Annotated in this window: 22 protein-coding genes and 1 pseudogene; 16 read left to right on the top strand and 7 right to left on the bottom strand. The window is 76.0% G+C overall.

Translation table 11 applies throughout. The features are described from left to right. The first annotated feature begins 81 nt into the window (after nt 1–81). Both EV189_RS18735 and EV189_RS18740 read left to right on the top strand, forming a co-directional pair. Nucleotides 82–429: a histone-like nucleoid-structuring protein Lsr2 gene (locus tag EV189_RS18735; protein ID WP_130494533.1), complete on the top strand. Its 348-nt coding sequence runs from the start codon at nt 82–84 to the stop codon at nt 427–429. A 231-nt stretch (nt 430–660) separates the two neighbouring features. Further along, nucleotides 661–3,150: an ATP-dependent Clp protease ATP-binding subunit gene (locus EV189_RS18740; protein ID WP_130494534.1), complete on the top strand. Its 2,490-nt coding sequence runs from the start codon at nt 661–663 to the stop codon at nt 3,148–3,150. A gap of 118 nt (nt 3,151–3,268) precedes the next feature. Here the strand turns inward: EV189_RS18740 and EV189_RS18745 are convergent, their stop codons facing one another. Both EV189_RS18745 and EV189_RS18750 read right to left on the bottom strand, forming a co-directional pair. Next, nucleotides 3,269–4,543, bottom strand: a complete 1,275-nt coding sequence (locus EV189_RS18745; RefSeq protein WP_165400390.1) for an ATP-binding protein — start codon at nt 4,541–4,543, stop codon at nt 3,269–3,271. Nucleotides 4,544–4,598: 55 nt separating this feature from the next. Beyond that, complete coding sequence (locus tag EV189_RS18750; protein WP_130494536.1) at nt 4,599–5,504, bottom strand: HhH-GPD family protein; 906 nt, start codon at nt 5,502–5,504, stop codon at nt 4,599–4,601. A gap of 81 nt (nt 5,505–5,585) precedes the next feature. Here EV189_RS18750 and EV189_RS18755 point away from each other — a divergent pair, with 81 nt between their 5' ends. Together EV189_RS18755 and EV189_RS18760 are read left to right on the top strand one after the other, a co-directional pair. Continuing rightward, nucleotides 5,586–6,302, top strand: a complete 717-nt coding sequence (locus EV189_RS18755) for a hypothetical protein (protein WP_130494537.1) — start codon at nt 5,586–5,588, stop codon at nt 6,300–6,302. 40 nt (nt 6,303–6,342) lie between these two features. Further along, the gene (locus EV189_RS18760; RefSeq protein ID WP_130494538.1) at nt 6,343–6,762 is read left to right on the top strand and encodes a hypothetical protein; all 420 of its coding nucleotides are present in this window, start codon (nt 6,343–6,345) and stop codon (nt 6,760–6,762) included. Here the strand turns inward: EV189_RS18760 and EV189_RS18765 are convergent. The 3 genes from EV189_RS18765 to radA all read right to left on the bottom strand — a co-directional run bounded on the left by EV189_RS18765 (nt 6,759) and on the right by radA (nt 10,230). Then, on the bottom strand, nt 6,759–7,574 hold the full coding sequence (locus tag EV189_RS18765) for a MerR family transcriptional regulator (protein WP_231116569.1): 816 nt from the start codon (nt 7,572–7,574) through the stop codon (nt 6,759–6,761). The genes EV189_RS18760 and EV189_RS18765 overlap by 4 nt on opposite strands. Nucleotides 7,575–7,616: 42 nt before the next feature. After that, a complete protein-coding gene (disA, locus tag EV189_RS18770; RefSeq protein WP_130494539.1) occupies nt 7,617–8,708 on the bottom strand; it encodes a DNA integrity scanning diadenylate cyclase DisA in 1,092 nt (363 codons plus the stop codon). A 103-nt stretch (nt 8,709–8,811) separates the two neighbouring features. Beyond that, entirely contained in the window at nt 8,812–10,230 is a 1,419-nt protein-coding gene (gene radA / locus EV189_RS18775) for a DNA repair protein RadA (RefSeq protein ID WP_196788599.1), read from the bottom strand. A gap of 87 nt (nt 10,231–10,317) precedes the next feature. Here radA and EV189_RS18780 point away from each other — a divergent pair, with 87 nt between their 5' ends. From EV189_RS18780 to EV189_RS18790, 3 genes are all read left to right on the top strand, one after another. Next, the gene (locus EV189_RS18780; protein WP_130494540.1) at nt 10,318–10,980 is read left to right on the top strand and encodes an NUDIX hydrolase N-terminal domain-containing protein; all 663 of its coding nucleotides are present in this window, start codon (nt 10,318–10,320) and stop codon (nt 10,978–10,980) included. Nucleotides 10,981–11,131: 151 nt separating this feature from the next. Beyond that, on the top strand, nt 11,132–11,491 hold the full coding sequence (locus EV189_RS18785) for a hypothetical protein (protein WP_130494541.1): 360 nt from the start codon (nt 11,132–11,134) through the stop codon (nt 11,489–11,491). Then, entirely contained in the window at nt 11,491–11,886 is a 396-nt protein-coding gene (locus tag EV189_RS18790; RefSeq protein WP_130494542.1) for a hypothetical protein, read from the top strand. The genes EV189_RS18785 and EV189_RS18790 overlap by 1 nt, the downstream gene beginning before the upstream one ends. Here EV189_RS18790 and EV189_RS18795 read toward each other — a convergent pair. Continuing rightward, nucleotides 11,883–13,778 carry a putative bifunctional diguanylate cyclase/phosphodiesterase gene (locus EV189_RS18795; RefSeq protein WP_130494543.1) on the bottom strand — a complete coding sequence of 632 codons (1,896 nt, stop codon included), beginning with the start codon at nt 13,776–13,778 and terminating at the stop codon, nt 11,883–11,885. The two genes, EV189_RS18790 and EV189_RS18795, sit on opposite strands and share 4 nt — an antisense overlap. Before the next feature lie 156 nt (nt 13,779–13,934). On the opposite strand from EV189_RS18795, the gene EV189_RS18800 reads away from it, so the two are divergent. Continuing rightward, entirely contained in the window at nt 13,935–15,080 is a 1,146-nt protein-coding gene (locus EV189_RS18800; protein WP_130494564.1) for an MFS transporter, read from the top strand. An 83-nt stretch (nt 15,081–15,163) separates the two neighbouring features. Beyond that, complete coding sequence (locus EV189_RS18805; protein ID WP_130494544.1) at nt 15,164–16,042, top strand: ZIP family metal transporter; 879 nt, start codon at nt 15,164–15,166, stop codon at nt 16,040–16,042. A gap of 10 nt (nt 16,043–16,052) precedes the next feature. Here the strand turns inward: EV189_RS18805 and EV189_RS18810 are convergent, their stop codons facing one another. Beyond that, entirely contained in the window at nt 16,053–16,787 is a 735-nt protein-coding gene (locus tag EV189_RS18810) for a hypothetical protein (protein WP_130494545.1), read from the bottom strand. A 61-nt stretch (nt 16,788–16,848) separates the two neighbouring features. Between EV189_RS18810 and EV189_RS18815 the strand changes: the two genes are divergently transcribed. The 7 genes and pseudogenes from EV189_RS18815 (at nt 16,849) to EV189_RS18845 (ending at nt 24,532) form a co-directional block, all read left to right on the top strand. Beyond that, a complete protein-coding gene (locus EV189_RS18815; RefSeq protein ID WP_130494546.1) occupies nt 16,849–17,805 on the top strand; it encodes a Ppx/GppA phosphatase family protein in 957 nt (318 codons plus the stop codon). After that, nucleotides 17,802–18,614 (top strand): pyrroline-5-carboxylate reductase, encoded by an 813-nt coding sequence (gene proC, locus EV189_RS18820; protein ID WP_231116571.1) that lies wholly within the window; start codon nt 17,802–17,804, stop codon nt 18,612–18,614. Before EV189_RS18815 ends, proC begins: the two co-directional genes overlap by 4 nt. 67 nt (nt 18,615–18,681) lie before the next feature. Further along, complete coding sequence (locus tag EV189_RS18825; protein ID WP_130494547.1) at nt 18,682–20,082, top strand: efflux RND transporter periplasmic adaptor subunit; 1,401 nt, start codon at nt 18,682–18,684, stop codon at nt 20,080–20,082. Then, a pseudogene (locus EV189_RS18830) lies at nt 20,079–20,892 on the top strand (ABC transporter ATP-binding protein); the annotation flags it as partial. The gene EV189_RS18825 and the pseudogene EV189_RS18830, both read left to right, overlap by 4 nt. Further along, nucleotides 20,774–21,958 carry an ABC transporter permease gene (locus tag EV189_RS18835; RefSeq protein WP_130494549.1) on the top strand — a complete coding sequence of 395 codons (1,185 nt, stop codon included), beginning with the start codon at nt 20,774–20,776 and terminating at the stop codon, nt 21,956–21,958. The pseudogene EV189_RS18830 and the gene EV189_RS18835, both read left to right, overlap by 119 nt. Before the next feature lie 137 nt (nt 21,959–22,095). Further along, nucleotides 22,096–23,166: a hypothetical protein gene (locus tag EV189_RS18840; RefSeq protein ID WP_130494550.1), complete on the top strand. Its 1,071-nt coding sequence runs from the start codon at nt 22,096–22,098 to the stop codon at nt 23,164–23,166. Between the two features lie 211 nt (nt 23,167–23,377). Further along, a complete protein-coding gene (locus EV189_RS18845; protein ID WP_130494566.1) occupies nt 23,378–24,532 on the top strand; it encodes an acetoin utilization protein AcuC in 1,155 nt (384 codons plus the stop codon). Nucleotides 24,533–24,669 lie beyond the last annotated feature (137 nt).

Consider the following 24,669-nt stretch of genomic DNA (forward strand, 5'->3'; position numbering starts at 1 on the left):
GGCGGCATGTTGCGCCGGCGTTTCTGCGCTATTCTCTGGAATGCCGCGGAGGGGGTTCCGCGCACGACGACAGGACGGACAATGGCGCAGCGCACGATCGTCACCCTCGAGGACGACATCGACGGCGGCGAGGCGGAGGAGACCGTCACCTTCGCCCTCGACGGGGTGACCTACGAGATCGACCTCAACGAGGCCAACGCGGCGCGGCTGCGCGACGCCCTCGCGCCGTACGTCGGGGCCGGCCGCCGCGTGGGGGGCCGCTCGTCGGCCGCCGCCCGCCCGGCCGCCCGGCCCGCCCGCGCCGCGAGCTCCCCCAAGCAGGACACCGGCGCGGTGCGCGAGTGGGCCCGGGCCAACGGCTTCACGGTCAGCGACCGCGGCCGCATCCCCGGCAACGTCGTCCAGGCCTTCGAGCAGGCCCACTCCTGACGCCCGCGGGCCGGCCCGCGCGGCCACGGCTCGTTCGCCGTTGGCGTACGACGCCCCGCTCGGGTCCCGGACTGGAATGGTCGACGTTGGGCACCCGTTGTCCATGACGACCCGAGGGCCCCGCGCCGCCGCAGGTGGCGCACTGCAGGGGCCCGACGTTCGGGGCTAGCATGCGGAAGGACAGGCGCCCGTCCCGGGCGCAGGTCCGATCCGCCCCGTGAGGAGCGAGCGATGTTCGAGAGGTTCACCGACCGCGCGCGGCGGGTCGTCGTCCTGGCACAGGAAGAAGCCAGGATGCTCAACCACAACTACATCGGGACCGAGCACATCCTGCTCGGCCTGATCCACGAGGGCGAGGGCGTCGCCGCGAAGGCGCTCGAGTCGCTCGGCATCTCCCTGGAGGCGGTGCGCTCCCAGGTCGAGGAGATCATCGGCCAGGGCCAGCAGGCGCCGTCCGGCCACATCCCCTTCACGCCCCGGGCGAAGAAGGTCCTGGAGCTCTCGCTGCGCGAGGCGCTCCAGCTCGGCCACAACTACATCGGCACCGAGCACATCCTGCTGGGCCTCATCCGCGAGGGCGAGGGCGTCGCCGCCCAGGTCCTCGTCAAGCTCGGGGCGGACCTCAACCGCGTCCGCCAGCAGGTCATCCAGCTCCTGTCCGGCTACCAGGGCAAGGAGACGGCGACCGCCGGCGGCCCCGCCGAGGGCGCACCCTCGACCTCGCTCGTGCTCGACCAGTTCGGCCGCAACCTGACGCAGGCCGCTCGGGAGGGCAAGCTCGACCCGGTCATCGGGCGCGAGAAGGAGATCGAGCGGGTCATGCAGGTGCTGTCCCGCCGCACCAAGAACAACCCCGTCCTCATCGGCGAGCCCGGCGTCGGCAAGACCGCCGTCGTGGAGGGCCTCTCGCAGGCCATCGTCAAGGGCGAGGTCCCCGAGACGCTCAAGGACAAGCAGCTCTACACCCTCGACCTGGGGGCCCTCGTCGCCGGCTCGCGCTACCGCGGCGACTTCGAGGAGCGGCTGAAGAAGGTCCTCAAGGAGATCCGCACCCGCGGCGACATCATCCTGTTCATCGACGAGCTGCACACGCTCGTGGGTGCGGGTGCCGCCGAGGGCGCGATCGACGCCGCCTCGATCCTCAAGCCGATGCTCGCCCGCGGCGAGCTGCAGACGATCGGCGCGACGACGCTCGACGAGTACCGCAAGCACCTCGAGAAGGACGCGGCGCTCGAGCGCCGCTTCCAGCCGATCCAGGTGGCGGAGCCCTCGCTCCCGCACACCATCGAGATCCTCAAGGGCCTGCGCGACCGCTACGAGGCGCACCACCGCGTGTCGATCACCGACGCCGCGCTGGTCGCCGCCGCGACGCTCGCCGACCGCTACATCTCCGACCGCTTCCTCCCGGACAAGGCGATCGACCTCATCGACGAGGCCGGCTCGCGCATGCGCATCCGCCGCATGACCGCGCCGCCGGACCTGCGCGAGTACGACGAGCGCATCGCCGGCGTCCGCCGCGAGAAGGAGTCCGCGATCGACGCGCAGGACTTCGAGAAGGCTGCGCGCCTGCGCGACGAGGAGAAGCGCCTGCTCGGCGACAAGGCGCAGCGCGAGAAGGAGTGGAAGGCCGGCGACATGGACGTCGTGGCCGAGGTCGACGAGGAGCTCATCGCCGAGGTCCTCGCCACGGCGACGGGCATCCCGGTCTTCAAGCTGACCGAGGAGGAGAGCGCCCGCCTGCTCCGCATGGAGGACGAGCTCCACAAGCGCGTCATCGGCCAGGAGCAGGCCATCAAGGCCCTCGCCCAGGCGATCCGGCGCACCCGCGCCGGGCTCAAGGACCCGAAGCGCCCCGGTGGCTCGTTCATCTTCGCCGGCCCGTCCGGCGTCGGGAAGACCGAGCTGTCCAAGACGCTCGCCGAGTTCCTCTTCGGCGACGAGGACGCGCTGATCGCGCTCGACATGAGCGAGTTCTCCGAGAAGCACACGGTCTCGCGGCTGTTCGGCTCCCCGCCCGGCTACGTCGGCTACGAGGAGGGCGGGCAGCTCACCGAGAAGGTGCGGCGCAAGCCGTTCTCGGTGGTCCTGTTCGACGAGGTCGAGAAGGCCCACCCGGACATCTTCAACTCGCTGCTGCAGATCCTGGAGGACGGTCGCCTGACCGATTCCCAGGGGCGGGTCGTCGACTTCAAGAACACTGTCATCATCATGACGACCAACCTCGGCACGAGGGACATCTCCAAGGGCTTCAACCTGGGCTTCGCCGCCACCGGCGACACCCAGACCGGCTACGAGCGGATGAAGGCCAAGGTCCAGGACGAGCTCAAGCAGCACTTCCGTCCCGAGTTCCTCAACCGCATCGACGACATCGTCGTCTTCCACCAGCTCACCGAGAAGGAGATCATCCAGATCGTCGACCTGATGCTCGCCCGTCTCGACGAGCGGCTGAAGGACAAGGACATGGGGCTCGAGCTGACGCAGAGCGCCAAGCAGCTCCTCGCGGCCCGTGGCTACGACCCCGTGCTGGGAGCCCGGCCGCTGCGCCGGACCATCCAGCGCGAGATCGAGGACGCCCTGTCCGAGAAGATCCTGTTCGGCGAGCTCAAGGCCGGCGAGATCGTGCTGGTCGACACCGACGGCGAGGGCGAGGGCGCGACCTTCACCTTCCGCGGCGAGGCCAAGCCGCCGCTGCCGGAGGTCGGGCTCACGAAGTCGCTGTAGCCCGGCGCCAGCGCTGGTCACGAGGGCCGCACCCCGCGAGGGGTGCGGCCCTCGTGCCGTCCGTGCTGGTCGAGCCGTCCGTGCCGGTCGGGGGGCGAGGGCGGGGAGTCGCGCGCGGTCAGGCGGTCGTGAACGGCGTGAGCGTGCCCACGACGACGGTCCGCCCGCCCTCGAGCCGCTCCGGCTCCAGCTCCAGCAGCACCTCGACCTCGCTGCCGTCGCGGCGCCGAGCGGGCACCCTCACGCTGTGCCCGACGAGGTGCCGCTCGCCGGTGAGCAGGAAGCGCACGAAGCCCGCGATGTGGGCCTCGTGCAGCCGCGGGGGGATGATGACGACCAGGCGGCGCCCGACGAGCTCCTCCGCCGGCCACCCGAGCAGCTGCTCGGCCGCAGGGCTCACCGCGAGGATCCGCCCCGCGTCGTCGCTCGCGACCTGCGCGGCCCGGCTCGCGACCACGCGGGCGCCGTCCCACTCGGGGCGCGCGCGCTCGGTCGCCTCGTCGGCGGCCTCGAGCGGCGTCCACGCGGTGGGTGCCGCGCCGGTGAGCTGGTCGAGGACCTCCTGCAGGACCCAGCGCCGCATCCGCCGGATCTCCGGCTGGCTCGGCGGCGCCAGCAGCTCGCCGCGCGCCGCCTGCCGGACGGCGCGGTCGAGGGCGGCCCCCAGCGCGCGGAAGCGCGGCGCGGCGTCGCCGGGCACCTCGATCTCGAGGTCCAGCACCTGCCGGTCGGTGCGCAGCTGGTCCGAGGTGCCGCCCGTCAGCAGGGTCAGCGCGTCGTTGCCGGCGGCTGCCTCGTCGGCCAGCTCCCGCGAGCCGCTCCGCTCGTCGAGGCAGGTGATGAGGTGCTCGCGCAGCAGCGAGGACGCGTGCTCCAGCAGGGTCCGGAACAGCGCGGCGCGGACGTGGAGCAGGCGGACGGCCGTGGTCTCGGGCGCGACACCGGCCGCGTCGGGTGCGCCCCCGCCGGGCTCCTCGCGCAGCGACCCGCCGGTACGCCCGCCGAGGGTGAACCACACGACCTTGCCGCCGCTGCTCGTCCGCCGGGCGCCGGAGTCCGTCGCCAGCGCCTCGACCAGCTCGAGCCCCCGCCCCGTCGTGCCCTCGCTGGCGAAGCTCCGCTGGACGGGCAGGTGCGGGCTGTGGTCGGAGACCTCGACGAGCACGCCCCGGGAGTCGACGGTCACGGTGACGCCGACCGACGAGCGGGCGTGGACGACTGCGTTGGTGACGAGCTCGGTGACGAGCAGGCTGGCGGTGTCGACGTCGTCCTCGGGGGAGCCGGCGGTGCGCAGCGCGTCGGCGACGGCGTGCCGGGCCCTCCGCACGCTCGCCGGCTCTGCGCTCAGCTCGACCTCGCGGTGCACGAGGTCGGGCTCCGGTCCCCCCACCACCTGCGTCCCCCTCACGCTGCCCGACCGGTGAGTACCCCGCGTCCCGCGTCCCCACTCATCCGGCTGCCGCGCCCCAGCGTCCGGGCAGCGCGTACGCCCCGCCGGGGAGCTCCTCGACGAGCCCGTCGTGGAGCAGCCCGGCCAGCGCGCGCTCGCGCTGGACCTCCTCCGGCCAGGCGTCCTCGAGCCGCGCCCGAGGGACGGCGCCCGGAGCCGCGCGCAGCACGGCGAGCAGCGTGCCGCGGGCCTGCCGGTCGGTCCCCTCCCAGACCTGCGCCCGCCGGGGCGGCCCGGTCTCCGGCCGCCCGGCGGCGAGCCAGCGGCAGCGCGTGGCCAGCGGGCAGTCCCCGCAGCGCGGGGCCCGGGCGGTGCAGACGAGGGCGCCGAGCTCCATGACGCCGACCGACCACCTCGCGGCCTGCCGCCCGTCGGCCGGCAGCAGCGCCTCCGCCCGCTCGCGCTCTGCCCGGGTGATCGCTGGGCGGGGCGCGGCGACCCCGTCGAGGACCCGGCCGAGCACCCGCCGCACGTTGGTGTCGAGCACGGCGTGGCGCCCACCGTGCGCGAAGGCCGCGACGGCGGCAGCGGTGTAGTCGCCCACTCCCGGCAGGGCACGCAGCGCCGCGTGGTCGGCCGGCACCTCGCCGCCGTGCTGCTCGACCACGGCCCGCGCCGCGGCGTGCAGCCGCAGCGCGCGGCGCGGGTAGCCGAGCCGGCCCCACGCGTGCACGGCGTCGCCAGGCGTCGCGGCCGCGAGGGCTGCGGGCGTCGGCCACCGCTCGCACCACTCCCGCCACACGGGGAGCACCCGCGCCACCGGCGTCTGCTGGAGCATGACCTCGCTGACGAGCACCGACCAGGCGCTGGCGCCGGGCTCGCGCCAGGGCAGGTCGCGGGCCGAGGCGGCGTACCAGTCGGTGACGACCTCGACGATCTCGGCGGCGTCGGGCGGTCGGTCCATCGCGCGCGCATCGTACGCCGGACCGCCCCCCTGACGGCGTGGCAGCGTGCCCCGGCGCGGCGCCGGCCGTAGCCTCCGAGCGTGGTGATGCAGCCCGTCGGCCCGGAGCCGCCGACCGTCTACTGGCGGCGGCGCGCCCTCGTGCTCGGCGGCCTCGTCGTCGTGCTGGCCCTGCTGCTCGCCTACTGCACCAGGGGTGGCGGTGGCAGCGGGGGCAGCGCCAGCAGCAGCGCGAGCTCCTCCTCCGCAGCGTCCGACGGGGCGTCCGACGGGGCGTCGGTGGACGCCGTCGGCGGCGGGCTGGAGCCGAGCGCCCCCGCGGACGACGCCTCCTCGGCCGCGAGCGGCGAGCCCGCGGCGTCCGGTGCGAGCACCGCCGAGGCCTCGGCGAGCGCAACCCCTGCGGCCGGCGGGACCTGCGCGGACTCCGCGATCACGGTCAGCGTGCGGACCGACGCCCGGGCGTACGCCGTCGGCGGGCGCCCGCACATCAGCCTGAGCGTCACTAACTCCTCGCGCGCGGCCTGCCGGCGCGACGTCGGCTCCGCCGCCCTCTCCGTCGTCGTCCGCTCCGGCGCCGACCGGGTGTGGAGCTCGGACGACTGCGGCGGCAAGGGGACGAGCCGGGTCACCCCGCTGGCGGCGGGGGCGGCGTACTCCACGTCGGTCACCTGGTCCGGCAAGCGCTCCGCGCCGGGGGAGTGCGGCGCCCGCCCGGCGGCGAAGGCCGGCACCTACACGGTGACGGCGTACGCCGGGCGCGCCGCGAGCACGCCGGTCCGCTTCGTCCTGCGCTGACGCACGCCGTACGCTGCGGCGGGCGAAGGGAGGGCCGACCGTGGTGCAGTGGGTGACGTTCCTCGTCGGGCAGCGCGTCATGACGGTGCGCGACGACGAGATCGCGGACGTCGTGCGGGACGCGGTGGTCGAGCACCGCTCGGGCCTGCGCGCCCCGATCACGGCGTCGATGGACTACCACGACGGCCGTCTCGAGCTGGTGGACCTGCGCGAGCACGAGGCCCGGGCCGACGTCCTCGTGCTGCTGCGCCCGGCCGCCGGCGTCGTCGTCGACGGCGTGCTCGCCATGGTGGACGAGGACGCGCTCGAGGTCGAGGAGGCGGTCCCCGACGGGCTGCTCCCGCACTACGTCCGCGCCGTGCTGCGGCGCCCCGACGCCTCGGGCAGCCGGGTCTACTACGTCGACCTGGCGGCCTTCGCCGGGCTGCGCGCGCAGCGGCCGTCGCGCCCCGGCGCCTAGTAGGGGAACGCCACGTCGCACACCTCGTCGTCGGGCGCGGCGGAGGGGAAGTGCGCGAAGTAGACCTCCCGCGGCCCGGCGCTCGGACGCAGGCCCTGCCCCTGCAGCCAGGCGGCGACCTCGTCATAGGCGGTGAGGATGCTGGGGAAGACGGTCTCGCGCTTGCGCAGCCGGACGTACGCCTCGCGGTGGGCGGGCTCGACGCGCACGGCGGGGTCGTCCTCCGGCGCCGCCACCGGCAGGCAGACCTCCAGCGGGCCGTCGCTGTCCTCGGTCACCAGGCCGTGGAAGACGAGGAGCATCGGGCCGCTGGGACCGCCGTACGCCGCGGCGCGCTCCTCGAGCCGCGCCACCGCGGCCGGCACCCACGCCGGCATCTCGGGCTGGGTGATGGTGCGCTGCTCGCTGAGCACCCGCTGCTGCGGCACCTCGCGCTGCTGGACGTCGTGCACGGCTCCTCCTCCTGCTGACGGGTCCTCCCACTGGGCGAGCAGGGCGGCCACGAGCGCGCGCTGGCCGGCCACCCGGCGCTCGGTCTCGTCCCAGTACGCCGCGAGCAGCTCCGCGCGCGCCGCCGCCGGCGCGGCGAGGACCGCCGCCACGCGGTCCAGCGGCATGCCGAGCCTGCGCAGCCGCACGACGAGCCGGGCGTCCTCGAGCTGGGTGGCGGCGTAGCGGCGGTAGCCGTTGGCCGGGTCGACCGTGGCGGGCACGAGCAGCCCGCGCTGCTCGTAGACCCGCAGCGCCTTCGGCGACAGCAGCGAGCGGCGGGAGAACTCCCCGCTGCCCATCAGCCCCTCGTCGCCCTGCACGCCCTCACCCTCGGGCCTGCCCCAGGGGCGGGGTCAAGGGGTCTAGACGTAGCGCTCGAGGATGGAGGACTCCGCCAGGCGGGAGAGCCCCTCGCGGACGGTGCGCGCCCGGGACTCCCCGACGCCCTCGACCGCCTGGAGGTCGTCGATGTTGGCGGCGAGCAGCTTCTGCAGGCTGCCGAAGTGCTCGACGAGGCGGTCGACGACGGGCGCGGGCAGGCGGGGGACCTTGGCCAGCAGCCGGTAGCCGCGTGGGCTGACCGCCGCGTCGAGCCCGTCGCCGGTGGTGCCGAAGCCGAGGGAGCGGGCGACGGCCCCGAGGTCGAGCAGGCCGGCCGCGTCGAGGGAGTCGAGCTCGGCGAGCACGTCCTCGACGCTGCGCGCGCGCCGCCCGCCGCCGCTGGGGAGGTAGTCGCGCGCGACGAGCTCGCGGTCGGACTCCACGCCCGCGACGAGCTCCTCGAGCTGGAGGCTGAGCAGGCGGCCGTCGGTGCCGAGCTCGACGACGTAGCCCTCGATCTCGTCGGCGATGCGGCGCACCATCTCGAGGCGCTGGGCGACCGCGCTGACGTCGCGGACGGTGACGAGGTCCTCGATCTCCAGCGCCGAGAGCGTGCCGGACACCTCGTCGAGGCGGAGCTTGTAGCGCTCCAGGGTGGCGAGCGCCTGGTTGGCGCGGCTGAGGATCTGCGCGCTGTCCTCGAGGGCGTAGCGCCGGCCGCCGGCGTAGAGCGCGACGATCGACATCGAGGCGCTCACCGAGACCACGGGCATGCCGAGCTGGCGCGAGACGCGCTCCGCGGTGCGGTGCCGGGTGCCGGACTCCTCGGTGGGGATCGTCGGGTCCGGGACGAGCTGGACCGCGGCGCGCAGGATGCGGGTGACGTCGGCGTCGCAGACCACCGCGCCGTCCATCTTGCAGAGCTCGCGCAGCCGCGTGGAGGAGAACTCGACGTCGAGGTTGAAGCCGCCGGTGCACAGGGCCTCGACGGAGCGGTCGTAGCCGAGCACGATCAGCGCGCCCGTGCGCCCGCGCAGGATCCGCTCCAGGCCCTCGCGCAGCGGGGTGCCGGGGGCCAGCTTGGCCAGGATCGAGCGCAGCGGGTCATCGGTCGACTGGCGGTCGCTCGGCACGGCGCTCCTCGGCCCTCGTCGGCGGTCACGGAGAGTCTAACCGGGCGCTCGCGCGGCCCCCGCCGTCCACCGTCCTCGCGCCCGGTCCGGCGAGCAGCCCGCCCTACCCGCGCTCGGGCGGGCGCGGCTGCGGCGTCGTCCGCTGCAGCCGGACCGCCGCCTCCACCGCCGAGGCGATGTCCGCGGCGCGCACGACCGTCATCCCGGGCGGCACCTCGTAGCTGCCCGGCGGCACCACCGCCTGGCGGAAGCCGAGCCGCTTGGCCTCGGCCAGCCGCCGCTCCACCCCGAGGCAGGCCCGGACCTCGCCCGCGAGGCCGAGCTCGCCGGCGGCGACGAGCCCCGGCGGCAGGGGCAGCTCGTGCTGCGCGCTGAGGACCGCCAGCGCGACGGCGAGGTCGGAGGCCGGCTCGGCGAGCCGCACCCCGCCCACGGTGGCGAGGAAGACGTCGCGGTCGCGCAGCCGGACGCCCGCGCGCCGCTCGAGCACCGCGAGCACCATGGCGGTGCGGGCGCTGTCGAGCCCGTTGGTCGCGCGGCGCGGCTGGGGCGAGGCGGAGGGCGCCACGAGGGCCTGGACCTCGGCGAGCAGCGGGCGGCGGCCCTCCAGGGTCACCGCGGTGCACGTGCCGGCGACCGGGGTGAGGTGCCGGGTGACGAACAACCCGCTGGGGTCGGCCACCTCGAAGATCCCGGCGTCGGCCAGCTCGAAGCAGCCCACCTCGTCGGTCGGGCCGTAGCGGTTCTTCACCGCCCGCACGAGGCGCAGCCGGGACGCCCTGTCGCCCTCGACCTGGAGGACGACGTCGACGAGGTGCTCGAGCTGGCGGGGGCCCGCGATGCCGCCGTCCTTGGTGACGTGCCCGACGAGCACGGTCGCGATCCCGCGCTCCTTCGCGGTGCGGGTGACGGTCGCCGCCACCTCGCGCACCTGCGTGACGCCGCCGGCCACGCCGTCCACGTCCGCCGACGCGAAGGTCTGCACGGAGTCGACGACGAGCAGGCCGGGGGAGACCGCGTCCACGTGGCTGAGCAGGGCGCCGAGGTCCTGCTCGGCGGCGAGGTAGAGCTCGGGCGACACGGCGCCCACCCGCTCGGCGCGCAGCCGCACCTGGCCGGCCGACTCCTCGCCGGTGACGTACAGCGTGGGGGCCCCCGGCCGGGCGCAGCGCGCGGCGACCTCGAGCAGCAGCGTCGACTTGCCGACGCCCGGCTCGCCGGCCAGCAGGACGACGGCCCCGGGCACGAGCCCGCCACCCAGCACCCGGTCGAGCTCGCCGACGCCGGTCGGGCGGGCGCTGGCCTGCTGCAGGTCGACCTCGCCGATGGGCCGGGCGGGCGCCGTCACCGCCCCCGCGCGGGTCTGCCCCACGACCGGGCCCGGCTCCTCGAGCGTCCCCCACGCGCTGCACTCGCCGCAACGCCCCACCCACTTCGCCGTCGTCCACCCGCACTCCGCGCAGCGGTACGCCGCCCGCTCCCGGCCCTTCGCCGTCCTGCTGCTCCCGCGCACCGCTGCCATGCCCCGCACGGTAGGCGAGACCACCGACAGAGCCGGTCAGGCGCGACCACCGGCCGGACCCCGGGCACCGGGTGCCATGCTGGCCAGGTGGCAGCTGCAGAGGGGTACGCCGGGCTCGCGCCCGAGGAGGCCGTCCGCCGCGCGGTGGTCGAGCTCGCCGCGGTCGCGCAGACCGGGCTGCACTACGCCGAGGACCCCTTCGACCGGGCGCGCTACGCGCAGGTCGCCGACGTGGCCGAGGCGCTGCGCGCCGTCGTCGCATCGGGCTCGGTCGCCGGGCTGCGCCCCCTGGTCGACCCGGACGGCGGGCACGCGACGCCCAAGGTCGACGTCCGTGGCGTCGTGCTGGACGACCAGGAGCGGGTGCTGCTGGTCCGCGAGCGCTCCGACGGGCGCTGGACCCCGCCCGGCGGCTGGTGCGACCCGCTGGAGCCGCCGACCGCGTCCGCGCTGCGGGAGATCACCGAGGAGGCGGGCGTGACGGCGCGCGTCGTGCGCCTCGCGGGCGTCCTCGACCGCGACCTGCGCGGCCACCTGCCCAAGCACCCGACCGCCGTCTACAAGCTGCTCTTCGTCTGCCGGCCGGTCGACCTGGGCAGCGGCACGCAGGACGCGAAGGAGATCCTCGACGTCGGGTGGTTCCCGCTCGACGACCTGCCCCCGCTGTCGCAGAGCCGGATCACGGTCGAGGAGCTCGAGATCTGCCGCGCCGCGCTGCGCGACCCCGCGCTGCCGACCGTCGTCGACTAGCCCTCGGGCCCTGGGTACTCAGGGACGGAGCGGCCGGCACGGCCAGCGAGGTGAGCAACGCCTGCTCAGGAGGGCACCGCCCGCGCCGGCCAGAGTGTGACCGAGGCGGACGACGCGCCGCTCCGACACACGAAGGACAGGCGAGCACACGATGTTCAAGCAGCTGAAGGCCCTCCGCGAGACCACCGCCGCCGTGCCCGGCATGCTCCAGGACGCCGCGGCCCTGCGCGACGCCGCGCAGCACTACCAGGCGTCCGCCGCCGCGCCCACGAGCTCCGGCCTGGCGAGCGGTGACGCGCGGCTGGCGCCGATCGCCGGGATCGACCTCGCGACGTACGCCCGCATCTCGAAGCTGTCGATGACGACCGGCCAGCCCGCGGACGCCGTCGCAGAGCAGCAGGGCTTCGGAGCCGACGCGTGGACCGCGGCCGCGACCGGCTGGGTGGCGCGGATGCGCGGCGACATGGGGCTCGCCGTGCAGTACGGCAACCTGTACGCGAGCGCGTCCTGATGGGGGTGCTGCGCGACGCCCGCGCGGCGGTCCGCGCGAGCAGGGCGCTGACCGGCCCGGACCACGACCCCGCGGCGCAGCTGCGGGCGGGCTCCACGCGCATCCGGGAGATGACCGCGCTGCTCGAGGCGCAGGACCCCCAGCGCTCGCTGGGACCCGGTGCCGTGCGGACAGCGGCCACCGTCGTGCGGACGGCTGCCACCGGCAGCAGCGTCAACGGCCAGCCGGTGCTGCAGGTCTCGCTGCTCGTCCTGCTGCCCGGGCAGCCGCCCGTGCCGACCACGGTCACCGCGCCGGTGCCGGTGGACCAGCTCGCGGCCCTGCGGCCGGCGAGCGAGGTCGCCGTGCTCGTCGACCCAGCGCAGCCCGGGCAGGCGGTGCTCGTCTGGTCCTAGCGGGCCTCGGGGACGGCGCCGTCCGCGTACGCCGGAGTGGCGCGCAGCAGCCCGCCGGTCGTGCGCGGGTCGTCCGGGCGCGCGAACAGGTAGCCCTGGCCGTAGCGGCAGCCGAGCTCGCGCAGCAGGGCCAGCTGCTCGGGCGTCTCGACGCCCTCCGCCGTGACGGGGATGCCGAGGGCGTCGGCCATGGCGGTGATGGCCGTCACGAGGGCGCGCTTCTCGGTACTGGTCGTGAGGTCGGCGACGAACGAGCGGTCGATCTTCAGGACGTCCATCGGCAGCCGCTCGAGGTAGGACAGCGACGAGTAGCCGGTGCCGAAGTCGTCGAGGTGCAGCTGGACGCCCAGCGCCCGCAGGTCGGCGAGGGTGTGCCCGATCCCGGGTGAGTCCGCGAGCAGGACGCTCTCGGTGAGCTCGAGCGCGAGCGAGCTCCCGGGGACCCCGTGCTGGTCGAGCGCCGCGGCGACGCTGTCGACGAAGCCCGCCCGCAGCTGGCGCGAGGAGACGTTGACGGCGAGCACGAACGGCGGCGGGACCGTCCCCTCGGCCTGCCACTCGGCGAGCTGGCGCGCGGCCTCGTCGAGGACGCGCGCCCCGAGCGGGACGATCAGCCGGGTCTCCTCCGCCAGCGGGATGAAGGTGCCGGGCGGGACCGGGCCGAGCTGCGGGTGCCGCCACCGCAGGAGCGCCTCCGCGCCGTGCCACGTGCCCGTGCGGAGGTCGAGCACGGGCTGGTAGTGCAGGTGGAACTGCCGGCGGGCGACCCCGTCGCGCAGCGCCGAGTCCAGGCGCAGGCGGCTGTGGGCGGCATGGCGCATCTGCTCGTCGTAGACCGCGTGGCCGTGCCCGCCCGGCGCCTTGGCCTGGTACATCGCCGCGTCGGCCTCGCGCAGCAGCGTCGTGGGGTCGGCGCCCCGCTCGTCGGCCAGCGCGAGACCGATCGAGCCCGAGCTCCACAGCTCGCCGTCGCCGGTGCCGAACGGCTGCTCCCAGATGCCGCTGATCCGGGTCACGAGGTCGGAGGGGTCGACCTGCCCGGACGTCCGGACGACGACCGCGAACTCGTCACCGCCCAGCCGGACGACCGTCGCCCCCGTGTCCGCCGTGGCGGTGCTCAGCCGGGCGGCCGTGAGCGCGAGCAGCTCGTCCCCCGTGTCGTGGCCGTACGTGTCGTTGACCAGCTTGAAGTCGTCGAGGTCGATGAGCGCGACGGCGACGGTGCCCCCGTGCCGGTCCCGCTCGCGCAGCGCGGCGGCGGTGTGCGTGGCGTAGACCCGGCGGTTGGCCAGCCCGGTGAGCGGGTCGCGGGTGGCCAGGTCCTGCAGCCGCAGCTCGCTCGTCCGCATGCGCCCCGCGGCCCAGGCGACCAGGGTGGTCGCGGCGGCCACGGTCCCCATCGTCATGGCCCAGAGCGACACCGCCGTGCCCAGCGGGGGGTGGACCGCGGCCAGCGAGGCCGCGAGCACGGCGCCCACCCAGGCGGCGTGCTCCGCGGCGTGGCGGCGGGAGAAGAAGAACGCCGTGAACGGCGTCGCCCACACCCAGAACCACCGGAGGTCGTTCGACGGGTCGCGCGCGGCGACGTACGCGACAGCGATGACCAGCTGGATCAGCGCGATGACGGCGTGCAGCGGAGCGGCCCGTCGCCGGAGGTCGGAGAGCGCGACGAGGACGACGCCGCCGACGACCGCCACGCAGGCCATCGCCGCGACCACGGGCCGGCCGTGGGCGGTCCGGTCGGGCAGGGCGAGCCAGACCAGGGCGAGCACCCCGCCGCAGACGTAGAGCAGGCCCACCGCGCGGTACTCCTCGGGCACGCGGGGACCGCCCAGGGCAGTGCTCTCCGGGTCCCGGGCGGGGTCCAGGGCCTGACCGTCGTGCGCGGCCACGTCCCCGTCATCCCCTGCTCCCGCGCGAGGAACCACGCGGCCGACACTAGGGGCGGGCCGGCGCCGCGGACCAGCCCCTGGGCTGAGGAGCGTGGGCTGGTGGCTGGGCGAGCGGACCGCGGCGTGACGCCGCTGCAGTTCGTCGTCGGGTTCGGGATGGTGTCGGCGTGCGCGGACGTGGTCTACGAGGGGGCGCGGAGCCTCATCGGCCCGTACCTCGTCTCGCTGGGGGCGAGCGCCGGCGTCGTCGGCCTGGTCACCGGCGCGGGGGAGGCGGCCGCCCTCGTGCTGCGGCTGGTCACCGGGCGCCTCGCCGACCGCACGCGCCGGCCGTGGCCGCAGACCGCCGTCGGGTACGCGCTGACCGCCGTCTGCGTCCCGCTCCTCGCGCTCACCTCGAGCCTGCTGCCGGCGGCGCTGCTCTACAACGGGGAGCGGGTCGGGAAGGCGGTCCGCACGCCCGCGCGGGACAGCATGCTCGCCCACGCCTCGGCCTCGCTGGGGCGGGGCTGGGCGTTCGGGCTGCACGAGGCGCTCGACCAGGTGGGGGCCATGGCCGGCCCCTTGCTGCTCGCCGCCGTGCTGGCCCTGGGTGGCAGCGACCACCTGGCCTTCGCCGTGCTGGCCGTGCCCGGCGCGCTCGCCCTGCTCGTGCTGGCCCGGCTGCGGCGCGCCGCCCCCGACCCCTCGCTGTGGGAGCCGGAGGCCGAGGTGGCGGAGAGGAAGCGGCTGCGCCTCGGCCGCGGGCTGCCGCGCCGCTTCTGGCACTACGCGGCGTTCTCCGCCACGACCATGCTCGGGTTCTCCACCTGGGGCGTGCTCACGGTCCACCTGACGCACCGCCACCTCGTGCCGACGGCCGTCGTGCCCGTGCTGTACGCCGTGGCGATGGCCGCCGCCGGTGCCGCCGCCGTGGCCTTCGGCCGCGTCTACGACCGGGTCGGCCTGCGCGGCCTGCTCGTGCTGCCCCCGCTCGCGGTCGCGGTGCCGCTGCTGGCCTTCTCCGACCAGCGGCTGGCCCTGGTCGCGGGCGCGGTGGTCTGGGGCGCGGCGACGGGCGTCCACGACTCGACCCTGCGCGCGGCGGTGACCGGGCTGGTGCCGAGCCAACGGCGTGGAGCGGGGTTCGGGACGTTCAGCGCGGTCTACGGGCTGGGCTGGCTCGCCGGGGCCGCCGTCATCGGGAGCCTCTACGAGCGGTCCGCGGCCGCAGCGACCTGGTACGTCGCGGGCGTGCAGTCGGTCGCGCTCCTGCTGCTGCTCCCGCTGGTCCGCCGACCGGCCGCGGGCACTCGCGGCTGAGTCCTGCGGGACCGTCGTACGACGGCGCCCTGTCGTGCGACACTGAGGGCAGCCTTGCCTCACCCCTGCTCCCCGGAGGACGCATGTCGCTCGCCCGCACGCTGCTGCTCGGCCTCGTCGCCGGCGTGACGATCGTGCTCGGGCTGCCGGTCGGGCGGATGCGCCGTCCGGCGCCGACCTTGCGCGTGGGCCTCAACGCGGTGGCCGTCGGCATCCTGCTCTTCCTCGTCTGGGACGTGCTGTCGGCCGCGTGGGAGCCCATCGACGCCGCGCTGGGCGACGTCCACGAGGGCAAGGGCGGGCTGGGGACGGCCATCGGCTACGGCCTGCTCGCCTCCGCTGGCCTCGCGGTCGGGCTGCTCGGCCTCGTCGGCTACGAGCGGTGGATGGCCCGGCTGACCTCCCCGCAGCGCTTCGGCCCGGGCGCGATGAGCGCGGCCGAGGCGGTCGCCCGTGGCCGGTCCGCCCGCGGCCTCGCCTCCTGGTCGACGGCGCGCCAGCTCGCCCTGCTCATCGCCGTCGGCATCGGGCTGCACAACTTCGCCGAGGGCCTGGCGATCGGCCAGTCCGCCGCCAGCGGGGAGATCGCCCTCGCGACGCTGCTGGTCGTCGGGTTCGCCCTGCACAACGCGACCGAGGGCTTCGGCATCGTCGCCCCGCTGGCCGCCGACGTGGACGCCAGCGGCGAGGCGCGCCGTCCGAGCTGGGGCTTCCTGCTCACCCTCGCCGCGATCGGCGGCGGCCCCACCTTCGTCGGCACCTGGGTCGGGCACTCGTTCACCAGCGAGCCGCTCGCGGTCGCGTTCCTCACCCTCGCCGCGGGCTCGATCATCTACGTCGTCGTGCAGCTGCTCGGCGTCGCGGCCAAGGCGAAGCGGTCGGACCTCGTCGCGTACGGCCTGCTGGTCGGGCTGCTCGCCGGGTTCGTCACGGACGCGATCGTCACGGCCGGCGGGGCCTGACGGGCTTCCCCTAGTCGGCCGGGTGCGGGGCGAGCTGCAGGAGCCCGGCGAGGCGCGCCTCGCAGTGGCCGACCAGCGCGTCGTACGCCGGCTGCCCCATCAGCTCGCGCAGCTCCGCGGCGTAGCTCACGTAGACCGGCTCGCGGCCCACGTGCGCGTCGGTGTTGCCCGTGCAGTACCAGTCGAAGTCGTGGCCGCCGGGCCCCCAGCCGCGCCGGTCGTACTCGGTGATCGTCGTGACGAGCACCTCGGTGTCGTCGGGGCGCGTCACGCGCTCGTAGGTCCGCCGGATCGGCAGCTGCCAGCAGACGTCCGGCTTGGCCTCGAGCGGCTCGCGCCCCTCGGCGAGCGCCTGCGTGTGCAGGGCGCAGCCGTAGCCCCCGGCGAAGCCCCGCCGGTTGAGGAAGACGCAGGCGCCGTCCACGACGCGGGTCTTGCGCGACCCGTCCTCGTCGAGCTCGATCCAGTGCTTCTTGCCCTTGCCATGGAGCTGCCAGGTCGCGGGCGTCAGCCGCCCGACCCACGTGGCCACCCGCTTCTCGTCGCCCTTGTCGGCGAAGTGCGCGCCGAGCGTGCAGCAGCCGTCGGCCGGGCGCTCGCGGTAGATGCCGGCGCAGCCGCTGCCGAAGATGCAGGTCCAGCGCGACGTGAGCCACGTCAGGTCGCAGCGGAAGACCACGTCGGGGTCTGCGGGGTCCGGGAACTCCACCCAGGCACGGGGGAAGTCGAGCGCGACTTCGGGCACGCGGACACCCTAAGCGGCCTGCGGCCGGGAGGCGGCGCGGGTGGCCCGTACCCTTCGGGCCATGCGGCTGGGAGTGCTCGACGTCGGGTCCAACACCGTGCACCTGCTGGTGGTGGACGCGCACCCGGGTGCGCGGCCGCTGCCGGCGTACTCCCACCGGATGGCGCTGCGCCTCGCCGAGCACCTCGAGGCCGACGGGTCGATCAGCCGGGACGGCGCGGAGCGGCTGACGGCCTTCGTGGCCGAGGCGTGCTCGGTGGCGGAGGACCAGGGCGTCGTGCGGACGATGGCGTTCGCGACGTCGGCGATCCGCGAGGCGCCCAACGGCGAGGAGGTGCTCGCGTCGGTCCGCGAGCGGACCGGGGTCGACCTGCAGGTGCTCTCCGGCGGGGACGAGGCGCGGCTCACGTTCCTCGCCGTGCGCCGGTGGTCCGGCTGGTCGGCCGGGCGGTTGCTCGTCCTCGACATCGGCGGCGGGAGCCTCGAGGTCGCCGCGGGCGACGACGAGGACCCGGCGGTGGCCTTCAGCGTGCCGCTCGGCGCCGGACGGCTCACGCGCGACTGGCTGCCCGGCGACCCGCCCGACCCCGACGCCGTACGCGCGCTGCGCAAGCACGTGCGCGCCGAGCTGGGCGCCCGCCTGCGCGACGTCCTGCTCCTCGGCACTCCCGACCGCGTCGTCGGGTCCTCGAAGACGTTCCGCTCGCTGGCGCGGATCGCTGGGGCAGCGCCGTACGACGACGGGCCGTACGTGCGCCGGGTGCTGCGCCGCGACGACCTCGCGGAGTGGGCGGCGAAGCTGCCCGGCATGACGGCCCGCAAGCGCTGCCAGCTGCCCGGCGTCAGCGCCGACCGGGCGCGGCAGCTGGCGGCCGGCGCCCTGGTGGCGCACGCGGCCATGGACCTGTTCGACGTCGCCGAGCTCGAGATCTCGCCCTGGGCCCTGCGCGAGGGGATCATCCTGCGCCGGCTCGACACGCTGCCCGATGACGAGCCCGCCGCTAGCCTTCGGCCGTGAGCGAGCAGACGACCCTGGCCGTGCTGGGCACCGGAGCGATGGGCGAGGCGGTCGTCGCCGGCCTGCTGGCCGGAGGCTGGGCACCGGAGCGGATCACCGTCACGGCGCGGCGGCCCGAGCGCGCCGCGGAGCTCGTCGCCCGCCACGGCGTACGGACCGCGGGGAACCGCGAGGCGGCCACCGCCGACGTCGTCGTCCTCGGCGTGAAGCCGGGGGACATGGCGGCCCTGCTCGCGGAGGTCGAGGGCGCCCTGCCAGCGACGAGCCTCGCGGTGTCCATCGCCGCGGGCCTGCCGACGGCGTTCTTCGAGGCGCGCCTCGCACCGGGCACGCCCGTCGCGCGGGTCATGCCCAACACCGCCTCCGCGGTCGGCGAGGGCATGAGCCTGCTCTGCGCCGGCTCTGCGGCCACGCCCGCGCACCTCGAGCTCGTCGAGGAGCTCCTCGCCCCGCTCGGCCGGGTCGCGCGGCTGCCCGAGGCGCAGGTGGACGCCGCCACCGCGGTGTCGGGCAGCGGCCCGGCGTACCACTTCCTCGTGGCGGAGGCGATGACCGAGGCGGCGGTGGCGCTCGGCCTGCCCCGGGTGCTGGCGCGCGAGCTCGTCGCGCAGACGGCGTACGGCGCGGCGGCGCTGCTGCGCGACTCCGGCAGGACGGCGACCGAGCTGCGCGAGCAGGTGACCTCGCCCGGCGGCACGACGATCGCCGCGCTCCGCGAGCTGGAGGCGGCGGGGCTGCGCACCGCCTTCTTCGCCGCGCTCGAGGCCGCCCGCGACCGGGGCCAGGAGATGGGGTCCCGCTACGCCTGACCGCGCTGCGACCAGCGTCACGCCGCGCGGCCGTGCCGGTGCTGCCCCGCGTGCATACGCTCGGGGCATGACCCGCCGCCGCGTCGTGCGCGCCGCCGCACTGCTCGTGGCCGCCGCCGTCGCCGTCGGCGGCGGGGTGTGGGGCGTGTCCGCCGCGACGGGCAGCTCGGCCCCCTCGGTCAAGACCGTCGTCGCCGGCCGCAGCACCGTGCGCGAGGTCGTCGAGGCGCCCGCCACGGTCGTCCCCCGCTCCACCGTGACCGTGAGCTCCCCGGCCTCCGGCACCGTGGCGGACCTGCTCGTGGCCGACGGGGCGACGGTCATCGCCGGGCAGGAGCTGCTCCGCATCGACTCGCCGCAGGCCGAGCAGCAGCTCGCCGAGGCGAAGCGTGCGGACGCGCAGCTCTCGCGCGCGACGCCCGCCGCGTCCAGCGGCACGGGCACCGGGGCCGTCGCCGCCCGCTCGGCGGCGGCTGCCGCCGCCGCGGCGAAGGGGTTCGCGCAGGCGCGCGCGGCGGCCGAGCAGATCCCCGACGCAGCCGCGAAGTCGCAGGCGCTCACCGCGATCACCACTGCCGAGGCGCAGTACTCCGCGGCGCAGAGCGCGGCCGACGAGGCCGTGCGCCAGGTGCAGGCGGGCACCGGCAGCCTCACCAGCGCGGTCTCCGCCCTCGTGTCGGCCCAGCGGCTGCAGACCCGGGCGGCGGTGCAGCTCGCGCAGCAGGCCGTCGACTCCCTCGTCGTGCGCGCCCCCGCCGGCGGGCGCGTCACGCTGCAGGCGCCGAGCGCGAGCGCGTCCTCCGGCCTCGACGCGGCCCTCGGGTCGCTGCCCGCCGGGCTCGCGGACCAGGCGTCCTCGCTGCTGGGGTCGAGCGCCGGGCAGGCCGTCGCGGGCGCCGGAGGCAGCGGCAGCGGCGGCCCTCCGCTGAGCGAGGGGCTGCCGGTCACCTCGGGCTCCGGGCTGCTCACCATCACCGACGACTCCGCGGTCAGCCTGTCCGCGGACGTCGACGAGACCGACATCCTGCTCGTCCAGCGCGGCGTGCACGCGGGCATCTCGCTCGACGCCGTCCCGGGCGCGGTCTACCAGGGGGTCGTCACGAGCGTGGAGGCCAGCCCGGCGGGCAGCTCGGGCGGCAGCGTCTCCTACCGCGTGCGCCTCTCGCTCTCCGCGGGCGACCTCGCCGACGGCCGGCCCGCCCCGCGCCCCCGACCGGGCATGAGCGCGGTCGCGGACCTCCGCGTGCGGACGGCCAAGGACGCGCTCTCGGTGCCAGCCGCGGCGGTGTTCCGCGTCGGGGACCGCGACGCGGTGTGGGTCGTGCAGGACGGGCGCGCCCGGCAGCGGCTCGTGTCGCTCGGGGCGCAGGGCGAGGACCTCGTGCAGGTGGTGGCCGGCCTGCAGCAGGGCGAGCGCGTCGTGGCCAGCGGTACCGACCGGCTGCACGACGGCGACCGCGTCTCGTGACCACCCCGGCCATCGAGGCGCTCGACGTCACCAGGACGTACGCGCTCGACGGCGTCACGGTCGAGGCGCTCAAGGGCGTCTCGCTGCGCATCGACCCGGGGGAGTACGCCGCGGTCGTCGGCCCCTCCGGCTCCGGCAAGTCGACCCTCATGCACCTGCTGGGCTGCCTCGACCGCCCCAGCGGCGGAGTCCTGCGGGTGGGCGGCGAGGACGTCGCGACGCTCGCCGAGCCCGAACTCGCGGCGCTGCGCAACCGGACCATCGGCTTCGTCTTCCAGAGCTTCGCGCTGCTGCCGCGCGTGACCGCGCTCGACAACGTGGGGCTGCCGCTGGTCTACCGCGGGCTGCGCCGCGCCGAGCGCCGGGAGCTCGCGGCGTCCGCGCTGGAGCGCGTCGGCCTGGGGGCGCGTACCGGCCACCGCCCCACGCAGCTCTCCGGCGGCGAGCAGCAGCGGGTGGCGATCGCCCGGGCCCTGGTCGCCCAGCCGCAGGTCCTCCTCGCCGACGAGCCGACCGGCAACCTCGACACGCGGACCGGCGCCGAGGTCATGGCGATCCTCGAGCGGCTCAACGCCGAGGAGGGCGTCGGCATCGTGCTCGTCACGCACGACGTCGAGGTCGCGGCCCGTGCGCGGAGGCAGATCGCCGTGCGCGACGGGAGGATCGAGCGCGACACCGCGCTCGCCGGCGCATGACGTGGGTCGAGGCGCTCCGCGTCGCCGTCGACGCCCTGCGCGCCAACAGGCTCCGCTCGGCGCTGACCATGGTCGGCGTGGTCGTCGGCGTCGCCGCGGTCGTGCTGCTCGTCGCCATCGGCAGCGGCGCGCGGCAGACCGTCGAGACGCAGGTCGAGGGGCTCGGGTCCAACCTCCTGCTCGTCGTGCCGGGCCGCTTCCAGTTCGGGGCGGTGCCCACGGTCAGCCGGCTCAAGCTCGACGACGTGGACCTGCTGGCCCGGGTCGTGGGGGACCGCCGCGCGGTCGCCGTGACCGTCACCTCCGGCGAGGACGTGCGCGCGGGCTCGCTCGACGCCTTCGCGACGGTGAGCGGCACCAACGAGAACGTGCCGTTCGTGTTCGCCGAGCCGCTGCGACTGGGGACCTACCTCACGGCCGCGGACGTGCAGACCCGCCGCCGCGTCGCCGTGCTCGGCGACGCCATCGCCGACCAGCTCTTCCCCGGCCGTGACCCCGTCGGGCGCTTCGTCACGATCGGCGGGGTGCGCTTCCGCGTCATCGGCGTCCTGGCCCGGCAGGGCTCGGCGTTCGGGGTGTCGCGCGACAACGAGGTGCACGTCCCCGTCACCGCGGCGCAGCGGCTCTTCGGCGTCCAGCGGATCGACGCGCTCGCGGTGAAGGCGCCGCGCGCGTCCGACGTCGACCGGCTCCAGCCGCAGCTCGTGGCGGCGCTCGAGCAGAAGTACACCGGCGAGGAGTTCTCCGCCGTCACGCAGTCGCAGATCCTCGGCACGGTCGGCACGATCCTGGGGCTGCTCACCCTGGTGCTGTCGGCCATCGCCGGCATCTCGCTCGTCGTCGGCGGGGTCGGCGTCTCCAACATCATGCTCGTCAGCGTCCGCGAGCGGACGCGCGAGATCGGCCTGCGCCGCGCGCTGGGCGCCCGGGAGCGCGACGTGCTCGCCCAGTTCCTCGCCGAGGCCGTGCTGCTCACGGTGGTCGGCGGGCTGCTCGGCATCGGCACCGGGGTGAGCGGCGCGCTGCTCGCCGACTGGCTCACGCCGCTGCCCGCAGTGATCTCGTGGTGGTCGCCCGTGCTGGCGTTCGCCGTGTCCGTGGCCGTCGGGCTGGTGTTCGGCGTGGCGCCCGCGCGCCGGGCGGCGCGGCTGGACCCGGTCGTGGCGCTGCGGACCGAGTGAACTCCTCGTGCACTCCTCGTGACGCACGGCGTCGCTGCGCGCCCGCTGTCAGAGGGCTGCCCTAGGTTCTCCCGCACCAGGCCGGTCCGACGGGGACCGGCGACGCGCCCGCCGAGTGCGGGCAGGGGGAGGCACGGATGGGGTCGTCAGTCGCGCGTCGCAGCGGGGTCCTCGCGGTCGGAGCGGTCGTGGGGGTCGCGCTGGCCGCCTCGCCCGCGAGCGCGGCGGTGGAGGTGCTGCCGACGCCCGTGCAGGTCGCCCTGCCCGCGGGAGCGCTGGTGTTCGGGCAGGTCGGCATCACGGACGCCCGCACCGTGGTCGGCAACGCCCTCGAGGAGAGCACGACGCGCGCGCTGGCCGTGTCGAAGAAGGGCGTGACGAGCGCGCTGCCGCTCAGCGGCGGTGCCGTCGGCTCCGCGGCGTACGCGGTGGACGGGGCCGGCGATGTCGCGGGTGCGCTGCTCGACGCCGCGGGCCGCGCGACGCCGGTCGTCTGGCACGCCGGCGCCGGCGCCCCCGTCGTGGTCCCCGTGCCGGTGGGCGCGAGCGACCCGGCCGGGACCGGGTGGGTCGCGTTCCGCGTCACGGCGGGCGGGCGGGCGCTGCTGCGGGTCCAGGCGTCCGCTGCGCGCTGGGGCACGCTGGTGTGGGACGGGCGGACCACGCGGACGGTGTCGGCGGCCACCGCCGGTGCTGCGAGCCGTGCGGTCGACGTCAACGACGCGGGCCAGCTGCTCTCCCCGGGCCTCGACCCGGCGCGCCAGGGCACCGACGACGCCGGCGTCTGGACCCCCGGCGGCGGGATCCGCCTGCTCCGGCCCCTGCCGGGGACGGGGTACTCCGACGCGTCCGTCATCAACTCCTCGGGCGAGGTGGGCGGGTCGAGCTGGGACGCGGTCGGCCAGGACTTCCACAGCCCGACGCTGTGGAGCGCTGCCGGCGTCCCCACCGCGCTGGAGCACCGGTTCGAGGGCTCCGTGGACGACCTCGACGACCACGGGGACGCGGTCGGAGCCACCTGCGGCTTCGGGGACGACAGCATCCCGTGCCAGGTCCAGCTCTGGCACAAGGGACGCCTTCGCGCGACGACCCCGGTGTTCCACACCTACATGAACCCGGGCGACTACGGCGACCCGCACCTCGACGAGCACGGCGACGTGTCGCTGGGCGACCGCTCCCTGTCGCTCGTGTCGCGGCGCGACTGGTAGCGCCGACTCCGGTCGGGACCCCGCGGGGTCCCGACCGGTCGGCGCTGGAGGCGGGCGTCGGCGCCGGGCTGCTCCGCCAGGGGGTCGCAGCGGACGCGCGCTCGGAGCAGCCCCCACCAGGGCGTACGGTGTCCCGGTGACGGCGACCGCCTCCACGGCTGGAGGCTCCGCGCCCGTCGGGGCGCACGACGGGCGCCCCGGCGTGGACGTGATGTGGGACGAGGCGTTCCTCGGCTACGACTTCGGCCCCGGGCACCCCATGAGCCCCGTGCGCCTCGACCTCACGATGCGGCTCGCCGCCGAGCTCGGGGTCCTCGACGGCGTGGTCCCGCTGCGGGCCGAGCCGGCGGACGCGCGGCTGCTCGCGCTCGCGCACAGCGCGGACTACCTCGACTGCGTGCACCGGGCGGGGCAGTGGCCGGCGGCGGCGGACGGGACCCACGGCATCGGGACGGACGACACCCCGGCCTTCGCGCGGATGGACGAGGTCAGCGCGCACTACGTCGGCGCGAGCGTGCTGGCGGCGGAGCGGCTCTGGGCCGGTGCGGCCGGGCACGCCGTCAACATCGCCGGGGGCATGCACCACGCCCTCAGCAGCGAGGCCGCCGGCTTCTGCGTCTACAACGACGCGGCCGTCGCGATCTCCCGGCTGCTCGAGCTCGGCGCGGAGCGGGTCGCGTACGTCGACGTCGACGTCCACCACGGCGACGGGGTCGAGGCGGCGTTCTACGACGACCCGCGCGTGCTCACGGTGAGCCTGCACGAGAGCGGGACGACGCTGTTCCCCGGCACGGGCTTCCCCGCGAGCTCGGGGGCAGGGGCGGCGGAGGGGACGGCGGTCAACGTCGCACTGCCCGCGGGCACGGGCGACGCCGACTGGCTGCGGGCCTTCGACGCGGTGGTGCCGCCGGTGCTCGCGGAGTTCGCGCCGCAGGTGCTCGTCAGCCAGCACGGGGCGGACAGCCACGTCTCCGACCCGCTGGCCCACCTGGCGCTCTCGCTCGACGCCCAGCGCCGGTCGTACGAGCTGCTCCACGACCTGGCCCACGCCCACGCCGGCGGCCGCTGGCTCGCGCTCGGCGGCGGCGGGTACGAGGTGGTCGACGTCGTGCCGCGCGCCTGGACGCACCTGCTCGCGATCGCGCTGCACCGCCCCCTCGACCCCGCGACGCCCACGCCGCCCGGGTGGCGCGAGCACGTGCAGCACCGCTTCGGCCGCACCCCGCCGGCGCGGATGACCGACGGGTGCCCGGCGACGTACCGGCCGTGGGCGGAGGGGTATGACCCGGACGCGCCGGTGGACCGCGCGGTCATGGCGACCCGCGAGGCGGTCTTCCCCGCGCTGGGGCTGGACCCGCAGCTCTGACGGCCCGACCCGTTCGGGGGGGGGGGGGGGGGGGGGGCCCCCCCCAAGCGGTGGGGGTGGGTGCGGCGGACGGACCGGGTGGGGGGGGGAACGAAGTAGAAAAAGGGGGGGGGGGGGCCCCACTGGCGGGGCCAGCC

Origin of the sequence: Motilibacter rhizosphaerae, assembly GCF_004216915.1 — a bacterium.
GTDB lineage: Bacteria > Actinomycetota > Actinomycetes > Motilibacterales > Motilibacteraceae > Motilibacter > Motilibacter rhizosphaerae.